Raw genomic sequence first — 9,528 nt, forward strand, 5'->3', positions numbered from 1 at the left:
GCGAGGGAGAACCGGAGGGGGTGTAACCGGTCCGGGCCGGGGTAGCCGGGCGGGATGGACCTGGTCGAGGAGTCGCCGTACCGGTTCCGCATCGACCGGCACGATCCGATGCGGGTACCGGGAGTGGTGTTCGCGTCCCGGGCGCTGCTCCCGGACGCCGGGGCGGACAAGTCGCTGGAGCAGGTGGCGAACGTGGCCACTCTGCCCGGCATCGTCGGCGCCTCCTACGCCATGCCGGACGTGCACTGGGGCTACGGCTTCCCGATCGGCGGGGTCGCCGCCACCGCCGTCGAGGACGGGGGAGTGGTCTCGCCCGGCGGGGTCGGCTTCGACATCTCCTGCGGGGTGCGGCTGCTCACCGTCGACCTGGACCGGGCCGCGCTGCGCCCGCGGCTGGACGCCGTGATGGACGGCCTGAGCGAGTCCACCCCGCGCGGCATGGGCAAGGGCGCCGTGTGGCACCTGACCGACCGGGCCGAGCTCGACGCCGTGCTCCGCGGCGGCTCCCGGTACGCCGTCGAGCGCGGCTTCGGCGTCCAGCGGGACCTGGACCGCTGCGAGGACTACGGCGCGGTGGTCGACGCGAACCCGGCCCAGGTGAGCGAGCGGGCGGTGGAGCGCGGCGCCCGCCAGGTGGGCAGCCTCGGCTCCGGCAACCACTTCCTCGAGGTGCAGGCGGTGGAGGAGGTCTACGACGAGGCCGTGGCGGGGACCTTCGGGCTGCGCGCCGGCCAGGTCTGCGTCATGATCCACTCCGGCTCGCGCGGGCTGGGCCACCAGATCTGCACGGACTACGTCCGGGAGATGGAGAAGGTGATGCCCGGGTACGGCATCCACGTGCCCGACCGGCAGCTGGCCTGCGCGCCGGTCTCGTCCCACGAGGGCCGGGCCTATCTGGGGGCGATGGCCGCCGCGGCCAACTACGCCCGGGCCAACCGGCAGCTGCTCGCCCACGCCGCCCGGCAGGTCTTCGCCCGGGTCACCGGCTGCGACCTCGACCTGGTTTACGACATCTCGCACAACCTCGCCAAGATCGAGACGCACGAGGTGGACGGGACGCCCCGGCCGCTCTGCGTGCACCGCAAGGGCGCCACCCGGGCCCTCCCGCCGGGACACCCCGAGCTGCCCGACGATCTGCGCCCGGCCGGGCAGCCGGTCCTCATCCCCGGCTCGATGGGCACCGGCTCGTACGTGCTCACCGGCGTGGCCGGCTCGCCGGCTTGGGCGTCAACCTGCCACGGTGCTGGCCGGGTGCAGAGCCGCAAGCAGGCCACCAAGGCGGTCCGCGGGCACGACCCGCGCCGGGAGCTGGAGGCGCAGGACATCGCGGTGCGGGGCGCCAGCCGGCGCGGGCTGGCCGAGGAGATGCCGGCCGCATACAAGGACGTCACTGCCGTGGTGGCGGCGGCCGAGGGGGCCGGCCTGTGCCGGAAGGTGGCCCGGCTGGTGCCGCTCGGCGTGGTGAAGGGCTGAGCCGGTCAGACGTCCACCGTCACCGCGCAGCGCCAGCCGGAGTCGGTGCCGGCGAACTGCAGCTCGTGCAGCGAGACCGCCTTCGGCACCGCGCCGACCAGCTCCACCGCGTCGGTACCGACGGTGTGCCAGCGCACCTGCAGGCCATCGGCGCCCGGCTGGGCCTCGGTGACCAGCGGCACCGTGCCCTCGGTCTCCAACCGGAAGATCACCTCGTCGAGGATCCCCACCAGCAGGTCCTCGTCCCGGTCGGCCGGCAGCTCGACCGTCGTCTCGCCGTCCGGGTGGGCGCCGGTGGTGTCGACGAAGGTCTGCACCAGCGCGGCGACCGCCTCGGCCAGGCAGCCCTCCCGGTCCGGCGCCCACGCCTCGATCCGCACGTCGGCGGTGTGCGGGACGGCGCGGTGCCCTCGGTCCATGCCCCCGATCATGCCCCTGCCACGGCTGTCCGGCAGCCGGAACTGTCGCACCGGGACGCTACGTTGCTCCCCATGATCGCCGATGACGCGGACGCCCTGGCTGTCACGTTCCACCGCATGATGCGGGCCGTTCTCGCCGCCGAACGGCGCGGCGCCGACACCCTCGGCCGCACCGTCGAGCTGGCCCGCGACTGGGGCACTGGTCCGGCCGCCGACGCCCGGCTGGCCGACGCGCTGTGCCGGCTGCACGGCGAGCCCGACGAAGCTCCGGCGACGCCGGAGTCCGCCCGGGGCGCGGCGATCGGGAAGTTCGCCGCCAACGCCCGGCGGCTGCGCGAGGGGGAGATCACCCCGGCCGAGTTCCACGAGATCATGGACGACGACGGGGGCGCGACCCGAGGCTGACCCCGGGGGCCGCCGGCCTGCGGCGTGGGTCCGCACCACCGCCGGCCCCACCGCCGTCACGGGTTGACGAAGTCGCGCACCTGGCCGTAAATGGTGGCGTTGCTCTGCAGGCTGTTGTGTGCCACGCAGCCCGCCAGCGTGTTGCTCGCCCCGGCGAGCACCGTGCTGTCCACGGGGTTGATCACGCCGTCGCAGTTCGACCGCCAGGTGCCGTACGTCGGGACGCCGGGGGTCTCGTCGACCGAGTTGAGGTTGGCCAGGAAGGTCGAGCCGATCCGCATCTCGGTGCAGGCGGTGCTGTAGCAGGCGTTGGCGGAGCTGGTGCCATGGTTCGGGCCGCCGAGGGAGACCCAGCGGTCCACCTTGCCCCCGCCGCCGAGGTCCTTCAGGTAGTAGCGGGAGGAGAGCCCGCCCATCGAGTGGGTGACGATGTCCACCTTCGTCGCGCCGGTGCGGGCGAGCAGCTTGTCGACCTCCTGGCCGACCTGCTGCGCGGTGGTGGCGTTGGACTGGCTGGTGTTGTAGGAGAAGGCGCGCAGCCGGCTCGACGGCCAGCCGTCGGCCTGGAACCGGCTGATCATCGTGTTCCAGGTGCTGGCACTGCTGTTCCAGCCGTGCACGAACAGGATCGGGTTGCTCGACGCGGTGTATGTGGCGGCCTGTGCGGGGGTGGGCGCGACGGCGACGGCGGCGACCGCCACGGCCACCGCGAACAGCCACCTGCTGATGTACGTCCTCATGGTCGTCTGTCTTTCTCGGATGCCCGCGCGGGAAGGGGGGTGTGCGCGGACCGACGCCCAACTGGTGGTTGGACGTCGGTCGACGGGGGTCTCGGTACTCCGATGTGACAGATGTTACTGACGGGTTGCCTTTTGATGTCAATACGTCAATCTGTGCTGCTGGGGGCACGGACAGCGACGTCGAGCAGGGCTGCGGTAGCGTCCGTCCGATGCTGATCACGAAGTACACCCACGCCTGCGTACGGCTGGAACGCGACGGTCGCGTGCTCGTCGTCGACCCCGGCACCTGGAGCGAGCCGGCCGCTCTCGTGGGCGCGGACGCTGTCCTGGTCACCCACGAACACGCCGACCACATCGACGTGCTGCGGCTGGCCGGCCTCGGCGTACCGGTCTTCGCGCCCGAGGGCGCCGAGCTGCCCGCCCTGCCCACGCTGCCGGTCCAGCGGGTACGGGCCGGGCAGCGGTTCAGCGCCGCCGGCTTCGCGGTCACCGCGGTGGGTGGCCGGCACGCCACCATCCACGACGGCCAGCCCGACTGCGCCAACCTCGGGTACGTCGTGGACGACGAGGTCTACCACCCGGGTGACTCCCTGCATCTGCCCGGGCAGCCGGTGCGGACGCTGCTGGTGCCGGCCCAGGCCTCCTGGCTGAAGCTGACCGAGGCGATCGGGTTCGCCCGTGCGGTCGGCGCGGCGCGCACCCACCCGATCCACGACGCGCAGCTCAACGAGCGGGGCCTGGCCAGCGTGAACGGCTGGTTCGCCGAGACGCTCGGCGACGGTTACCGCTACCTCGCGCCCGGCGAGACGGCCTGACCAGGGCGCGGCCGGCCGTGGCGTGCTCGCCGGACGCCGGTCCCCGCCGGGAACGACGGGGGACCTCAGCCGGGTACGTCGACGGCCGGTGCGGCGGCGGTCAGCACCGCGCCCCGCGTGTCGACCTGCCAGCCGGCGGCCAGCTCCGCGGTCAGGGTGTCCAGCAGGGCCGGCACGTCCCGGCCGGCCGAATCGTGCAGCGCCTCGGCCACGATGAGCACGGTCCCGGTCGTGTCGCGCACCGCCGACCAGCCGCTCTGCCGGTGGGTCCACCGCCGGGAGTGCGCCCGCCCCGCCCCGTCGGCGAAGACCACCTCCCCGGGCTCCGGGCGCTCGACGTCCCCGCTGAGGGTCACGTACTCCTCCTCGCCGGTAGCGGGCCGGACGGCCAGGTCGCCGTCGACCCGCGTCACGTCCAGCACCGCGACGGGGATCGCGTACGCGAGCGACACCGCGTTGCAGAGGTCGACCAGCGGGTGGAGCCGGGGCAGCTCGCCCTCCCGGCGGAACCGGCGCAGCAGCGACTCGGCGGCGCACCGGTAGCGGGTCGGCGGCAGTCCCATCGCGGCGAAGGCGCGCCGCCAGGCCCGGATCTCGGGGAATCCGCTTTCGGCGCCGCCGGCCAACCGCTGCCGCGCCAGGTCGGCGAAGTGCGCGACCCGTGCGTCCACCGCGACGTCCGGCGTGATGCCGTCGGCGGTCAGTACGCCGGCGACCAGCGTCGGATGCGCCGACCGGACGCCAGGGGCGTGGTGGAAACGCATGGGACTCCTATCTCTCGGCGAGCAGCAGGGAGACGCCGAGCGCGACGAACGACCCGGCGAAGGCGCGGCGCAGCCAGTCGGTCAGCCGGGGCCGGGCCAGCACCCGGTCGCGGACCGTGCCGGCGAAGCTGCCGTAGGCGGCGAACACCCCGAAGGTGACCAGCATGAACACCGCCCCGTGGGTCAGCATCCGGCCGGTCGCGCCGGGGCCGCCGGCCGGCACGAACTGCGGCAGGAACGCCACGAAGAAGAGGGTCGGCTTGGGATTGAGCAGGTTGACCAGTACCGCCGACAGGATCACCCGGTGCGCCGGGCGGGCGGCGGTGTCGGCGTCGGCGAAACCCGAGCGGTCCCGCCAGGTCGACCAGGCCAGGTACAGCAGGTAGCCGACGCCGAGGTACTGGACCAGGCGGAACGCCGGGGCGCTGGCGTGCAGCAGCGCGGCGAGCCCGGTGCACGCCGCGGCCAGGTGCGGCACGACGGCCACCGTGCAGCCGAACGCGGCGATCACCCCGGCGCGGCGTCCTCGGGACAGCCCGGCGGAGAGGGTGTAGACGACCCCGGTGCCCGGGGTGGCGACCACGACCAGCGTGGCCAGGAGGAACGCGATGCTCACGGGTTCCACCCTGCGGCCATAATGGTCCGGTGGACAGGGCCAAAGCCAGCGCATCCGACGAGTCCATAACCCCCGGATCGGACTTCCTCCAGCTCGACGTCGGCGCCGCCCCGCCCGGTGGCCGGGCCGACTGGCTGGCCGGGCGGCTGCGCGCCGCCATCGCCGACGGCCGCCTCCCACCGGGCGGGAGACTGCCGGCCAGCCGGGTGCTCGCCGACGAGCTAGGCGTGTCCCGGGGCGTGGTCACCGAGGCGTACCAGCGGCTGGCCGAGGAGGGGCAGGTCGCCGGGCGGGGGCGCGGCGGCACGGTCGTGGTCGCCACCCCGGCCACCCCGCCGGCGGCACCGGCCCGGGCGGCGGTGCCACCGCCCGAGGCGCTGTTCGGGCCGGCCCCCGGCACCGAGATCTTCGAGGTGCTGCGCGCCGCCCCCGCGCGGATCGACCTGACGCCCGGCGTACCCGATCTGGCGGCCTTCCCGCGCGGGGCCTGGCTGCGCGCCGAACGGGCGGTGCTGCGCCGCCTCGACGCCGCCGCCCTCGGGTACGGCGACCCGCGCGGCGCTCCCGCGCTGCGGCTCGCAGTGGCGCAGCGGCTGGCCCGAACCCGGGGCATCCGCGCCGACCCCGAGGAGGTGGTCGTGGTGGCCGGGGTGTCCCAGGCCCTCGGCCTGCTCGCCCAGGTCCTGCACGCCGACGGCGTGCACACCGTCGCGGTCGAGGACCCGGGCTCGCTCGGCGTCCGCCAGCACCTGCGCAACTGGCGGCTGGACACCCCGCCGGTCGCGGTGGACGCGCACGGGCTACGGATCGGGGAACTGGCCGCCGCCGGTCATCCCGCCGTCCTGCTCACCCCGGCCCACCAGTTCCCGACGGGCGGGGTGCTGCACGGCGACCGGCGACGCCAGCTCCTCGACTGGGCGCGGCGCGGCGGGCTGGTCCTGGAGGACGACTACGACGCCGAGCACCGGTACGACCGCCCGCCGGTGCCCGCCCTGCGCGGCGCGCTGCCCGAGCGGGTCTGCTACACCGGCAGCGTCTCCAAGCTGCTGGCCCCCGCCCTGCGGGTGGGCTGGGTGCTGGTGCCCCCGCGTCACCTCGACGCCCTGGTCGCGGCGAAGCGGATGGCGGACCTCGGCAACGCCGTCCTGCCGCAACTGGTGCTGGCCGAGCTGATGACCTCCGGCGACCTGGACCGGCACCTGCGGCTGCTGCGCCGCCGGCACGTGCGCCGCCGGGACGCGATGATCCGCGCGATCGCCGCGTACCTGCCCGGGGCCACGGTGCACGGGGCGGCGGCCGGGCTGCACCTGACCGTCACCTTCGCCGGTGACATGCCCGACGCCGACCTCGCCGCCGCCACGCTGCGCCGGGGGGTGAAGACCCAGCCGCTGTCCTGGCACGCGCAGCGCCCGTACCCGCCCGGACTGGTCCTCGGCTACGCGGCGAACACCGCGAGCGAGATCGACGAGGGCGTCGCCACGATCGGCGCGGTGCTGCGCGGCCGTCCGGGTCCCGCGTGACCTCACCGACGTGGTCGCCGGCCCGGCGTCGAGGCCGCCACGTCCGGGGAGCAGGGCCCCGATGACGGGGCGGTCGCGGTCCGGTAGAGGGCGGCGAGCCCGGCCGCCGTCTCCGCCAGCAGGTCGCGCAGCTCGGTCGGGGCGAGGACCTCCACCTGGGCGCCGAGCCGCAGCAGGTCGCCGTGGGCGTGGGTCAGCGACTCGATCGGCACCACGGTGGTGACCCATCCGTCGGCGTCGGGGGCGCCCGCGCCCGCCTCGGCCGTCGCGACCACCACCGCACTGCCGATGTCCCGGAGTCGTTCCCGGCCGGCGGGGGAGAGCCGGATCACCGCCTCGTCCCGGTGCAGGCGGGCACGGAAATCCATGACGTGGGTCCGCCACCAGGTCGGCAGGTCGAAGCCGGCCGGCCGCTCGAAGGTCTCCGGCAGGACGGTCAGGTCGAGGATCTGGTTGACCCGGTAGCTGGCTGGACCGTTTCCCCCGTCGGCGACCACATACCATCGACCGCCCTTGAGGACCAGCCCGTACGGCGCCAGCACCGTCGTCCGCTCGCCGCGCCAGCTGCGGTAGCGCACGCGCAGCCGGTGCTGCCGCCACACCGCGTCCGCCGTGGACGCCAGGTACGGCGAGGCGTCGCCGTCGGAGTACCCGCTCGGGGTGTCCAGGTGGAATCGCTGGCGGAGCGCCTCGGCCCGGTCCCGCAGCGCCGCCGGCAGCGCGGCGTCCAGCTTCAGTTGCAGCGCGGCGACCACGGCGCCGTAGCCGAGTTCGGCGGCCGGGCCGGGCAGCCCGGCGAGGAAGAGCCGCTCGGCCTCCTCGGTGGTCAGCCCGGTCAGCCGGGTGCGATAGCCGTCGAGCAGTTGGTAACCGCCGGCGTGCCCGGCCTCGCCGTAGAGCGGAATGCCGGCGGCGTGCAGCGACTCGACGTCCCGGTAGATGGTGCGGGTGGAGACCGTCAACCGTTCGGCGAGTGCCGCAGCGGTCATCCGGCCGTGCGTCTGGAGCAGGAGCAGGAGCGAGAGCAGGCGACTGGCGCGCATTCCGCTGACACTAGTTGTCAGCAGATCGGGCCTACCGTCCCGGCATGGCTTTCCGAGACAAGGAGCTGCGGACGCCGGGACCGGTCACGGTCGCCGGGCGGCAGCTCAAGCGCTACCACATCGACCAGCCGGAGCCGCGCCTCACGCCGGAGGTGGAACGCGCCGCCTACGCCTTCCTGCCCCGCCTGCTGTCTCCGCCCGACGGCGGCACCCCGCCGGCCGGTTGGGTGGTGCTGCACCGGGGCGCGGACACCGGCGCCTACCTGCTGGCGTACGCCTGGTTCTGGGACAACGTGGTGGAGTGCCGGATCGCGGTGGCCGGGCAGCCGGCGCTGCGCTGCCCGGACGACGACCCGGCGCACTTCGTGCCGCTGGACCGGCCCGGGGTCGGCTGCGTCTGGGAACTCGGCGTGCTCGAGCACGAGCGGGCCGCCTGGGTCCGCCACGTGCTGGCCCCGGACCTGCCGGACCTGGCCGGGTACCTGGCCGACAGTCGGGCGGAAGGACCGGTGGGCCGGTGAGCGGGGACTTCGACTTCCTGGCCGGCCGGTGGGACGTCGCCAACCGTCGCCTCACCCGGCGGCACGTCGGCAGCGACGACTGGGACGAGTTCCCCGCCACCATGGTCGCCCACCGGTTCTTCGCCGGCGCGGGCAGCTTCGACGAGATGACCTGCCCGACCAGGGGCTTCTCCGGTGCCACCGTACGGATCTTCGACCCGGTCTCCGCGCAGTGGTCGATCTACTGGATGCACAGCCAGCGCGGCCGGCTGGAACTGCCCCCGGTCGTCGGAAAGTTCACCGATCAGGTGGGCACCTTCTACGCCGACGACAGCGACGAGGGTCGGCCGATCCGGTGCCGGTTCGTCTGGTCCGGCATCACCGCCACCTCCTGCCGGTGGGAACAGGCATTCTCCATCGACGACGGGACGACCTGGGAGACCAACTGGATCATGGACTTCACCCGGGCCGACTGAACGGTCGAGGGCGTGGCGGCAGCGCCGCCACGCCCTCAGCCCGGATCGGTGCTGCGGTAGATGCCGGTCAGCCAGACGTCGAGCAGCACGTCCACCACGTCCCGCTCGGCCACGGCCGGCCCGTCGCCGGCGAAGGTCGCGTACCAGACCCGCTCGTTCATCGAGTTCAGCGCGATCGCCAGGTCCCGCGCGGGCAGGCCCGGTGGGGCGGCGCCCCGGCGGCGTTCCGCCTCGATGGCGGCCTCCACCGCCTGCACCCACCGCTCCAGCACCCGGGCCCAGAGCCGGCGCACCTCGGCGTTGGTGCCGCGCACCTCGGCGCAGGCCAGCACCACGGCCCGGTGGGCGCCGAAGGTGGCGTGGAACCGGCTGATCAGTTCCCGCCACCGGGCCCGGGGGTTCTCGGCGAGGTGGACCAGCACGTCCCCGGCGGCGGTGTCGGCCTCCTCGGTGACCCGGTCCAGCAGGGTCAGCAGCACCGCGTCCTTGGCGGGGAAGTAGAAGTAGAAGGTCGGCCGGGAGATGCCGGCGCCCCGGGCCAGGTCGTCGATGGAGATCTCACCGAACGGGCGCTGCTCCAGCAGCCGCTCGGCGGTGGCCAGGATGGCCAGCTCGCGGTCGTCGCCCGCGGACCGTCCGGCCCGCCGTCCGCGGCCGGCCGCGGCGCCGGTGGGGGTACGGACGGTCGTCATGAACGCCGATGTTACACGCGCTCGACAGGGTGTCGATTGCTCTCGACAGAGTGTTGACGGGCGTC

At 74.4% G+C, this 9,528-nt stretch carries 12 protein-coding genes; 6 read left to right on the plus strand and 6 right to left on the minus strand.

The annotated features are described in order from the left end of the window. Positions 1 to 54 precede the first annotated feature (54 nt). Positions 55 to 1,473, plus strand: coding sequence for an RtcB family protein (locus KBX37_RS11745; RefSeq protein WP_210775938.1), 1,419 nt, complete (start codon positions 55 to 57; stop codon positions 1,471 to 1,473). 5 nt (positions 1,474 to 1,478) lie between these two features. On the opposite strand, the gene KBX37_RS11750 is transcribed toward KBX37_RS11745, so the two are convergent. After that, positions 1,479 to 1,904 (minus strand): archease, encoded by a 426-nt coding sequence (locus KBX37_RS11750; RefSeq protein ID WP_210775975.1) that lies wholly within the window; start codon positions 1,902 to 1,904, stop codon positions 1,479 to 1,481. A gap of 60 nt (positions 1,905 to 1,964) precedes the next feature. Here KBX37_RS11750 and KBX37_RS11755 point away from each other — a divergent pair, with 60 nt between their 5' ends. After that, positions 1,965 to 2,297 (plus strand): hypothetical protein, encoded by a 333-nt coding sequence (locus KBX37_RS11755; protein ID WP_210775939.1) that lies wholly within the window; start codon positions 1,965 to 1,967, stop codon positions 2,295 to 2,297. A gap of 56 nt (positions 2,298 to 2,353) precedes the next feature. Here KBX37_RS11755 and KBX37_RS11760 read toward each other — a convergent pair whose 3' ends face one another. Beyond that, positions 2,354 to 3,037 carry a triacylglycerol lipase gene (locus tag KBX37_RS11760; RefSeq protein WP_210775940.1) on the minus strand — a complete coding sequence of 228 codons (684 nt, stop codon included), beginning with the start codon at positions 3,035 to 3,037 and terminating at the stop codon, positions 2,354 to 2,356. A 209-nt stretch (positions 3,038 to 3,246) separates the two neighbouring features. On the opposite strand from KBX37_RS11760, the gene KBX37_RS11765 reads away from it, so the two are divergent. Continuing rightward, positions 3,247 to 3,852 carry an MBL fold metallo-hydrolase gene (locus KBX37_RS11765; protein ID WP_210775941.1) on the plus strand — a complete coding sequence of 202 codons (606 nt, stop codon included), beginning with the start codon at positions 3,247 to 3,249 and terminating at the stop codon, positions 3,850 to 3,852. 65 nt (positions 3,853 to 3,917) lie between these two features. Here the strand turns inward: KBX37_RS11765 and KBX37_RS11770 are convergent, their stop codons facing one another. Then, positions 3,918 to 4,616 carry a B3/4 domain-containing protein gene (locus KBX37_RS11770; protein ID WP_210775942.1) on the minus strand — a complete coding sequence of 233 codons (699 nt, stop codon included), beginning with the start codon at positions 4,614 to 4,616 and terminating at the stop codon, positions 3,918 to 3,920. Positions 4,617 to 4,623: 7 nt separating this feature from the next. After that, positions 4,624 to 5,232: a LysE family translocator gene (locus KBX37_RS11775; RefSeq protein ID WP_210775943.1), complete on the minus strand. Its 609-nt coding sequence runs from the start codon at positions 5,230 to 5,232 to the stop codon at positions 4,624 to 4,626. 29 nt (positions 5,233 to 5,261) lie between these two features. Here KBX37_RS11775 and KBX37_RS11780 point away from each other — a divergent pair, with 29 nt between their 5' ends. Beyond that, positions 5,262 to 6,752 carry a PLP-dependent aminotransferase family protein gene (locus KBX37_RS11780; protein WP_210775944.1) on the plus strand — a complete coding sequence of 497 codons (1,491 nt, stop codon included), beginning with the start codon at positions 5,262 to 5,264 and terminating at the stop codon, positions 6,750 to 6,752. A gap of 2 nt (positions 6,753 to 6,754) precedes the next feature. On the opposite strand, the gene KBX37_RS11785 is transcribed toward KBX37_RS11780, so the two are convergent. Further along, on the minus strand, positions 6,755 to 7,795 hold the full coding sequence (locus KBX37_RS11785; protein WP_210775945.1) for a YafY family protein: 1,041 nt from the start codon (positions 7,793 to 7,795) through the stop codon (positions 6,755 to 6,757). Between the two features lie 44 nt (positions 7,796 to 7,839). Between KBX37_RS11785 and KBX37_RS11790 the strand changes: the two genes are divergently transcribed. Beyond that, positions 7,840 to 8,316, plus strand: a complete 477-nt coding sequence (locus KBX37_RS11790) for a hypothetical protein (RefSeq protein WP_210775946.1) — start codon at positions 7,840 to 7,842, stop codon at positions 8,314 to 8,316. Further along, complete coding sequence (locus KBX37_RS11795; RefSeq protein WP_210775947.1) at positions 8,313 to 8,771, plus strand: hypothetical protein; 459 nt, start codon at positions 8,313 to 8,315, stop codon at positions 8,769 to 8,771. Before KBX37_RS11790 ends, KBX37_RS11795 begins: the two co-directional genes overlap by 4 nt. A 35-nt stretch (positions 8,772 to 8,806) precedes the next feature. On the opposite strand, the gene KBX37_RS11800 is transcribed toward KBX37_RS11795, so the two are convergent. Continuing rightward, on the minus strand, positions 8,807 to 9,463 hold the full coding sequence (locus tag KBX37_RS11800) for a TetR/AcrR family transcriptional regulator (RefSeq protein WP_210775948.1): 657 nt from the start codon (positions 9,461 to 9,463) through the stop codon (positions 8,807 to 8,809). Positions 9,464 to 9,528 lie beyond the last annotated feature (65 nt).

Origin of the sequence: Micromonospora sp. U56, from assembly GCF_018070095.1 — a bacterium.
Taxonomy (GTDB): domain Bacteria; phylum Actinomycetota; class Actinomycetes; order Mycobacteriales; family Micromonosporaceae; genus Micromonospora; species Micromonospora purpureochromogenes.

Coding starts and splice junctions, on each gene's coding strand:
- KBX37_RS11745 (WP_210775938.1), top strand. CDS start 55: ATGGACCTGGTCGAGGAGTCGCCGTACCGGTTCCGCATCGACCGGCAC.
- KBX37_RS11750 (WP_210775975.1), bottom strand. CDS start 1,904: ATGATCGGGGGCATGGACCGAGGGCACCGCGCCGTCCCGCACACCGCC.
- KBX37_RS11755 (WP_210775939.1), top strand. CDS start 1,965: ATGATCGCCGATGACGCGGACGCCCTGGCTGTCACGTTCCACCGCATG.
- KBX37_RS11760 (WP_210775940.1), bottom strand. CDS start 3,037: ATGAGGACGTACATCAGCAGGTGGCTGTTCGCGGTGGCCGTGGCGGTC.
- KBX37_RS11765 (WP_210775941.1), top strand. CDS start 3,247: ATGCTGATCACGAAGTACACCCACGCCTGCGTACGGCTGGAACGCGAC.
- KBX37_RS11770 (WP_210775942.1), bottom strand. CDS start 4,616: ATGCGTTTCCACCACGCCCCTGGCGTCCGGTCGGCGCATCCGACGCTG.
- KBX37_RS11785 (WP_210775945.1), bottom strand. CDS start 7,795: ATGCGCGCCAGTCGCCTGCTCTCGCTCCTGCTCCTGCTCCAGACGCAC.
- KBX37_RS11790 (WP_210775946.1), top strand. CDS start 7,840: ATGGCTTTCCGAGACAAGGAGCTGCGGACGCCGGGACCGGTCACGGTC.
- KBX37_RS11800 (WP_210775948.1), bottom strand. CDS start 9,463: ATGACGACCGTCCGTACCCCCACCGGCGCCGCGGCCGGCCGCGGACGG.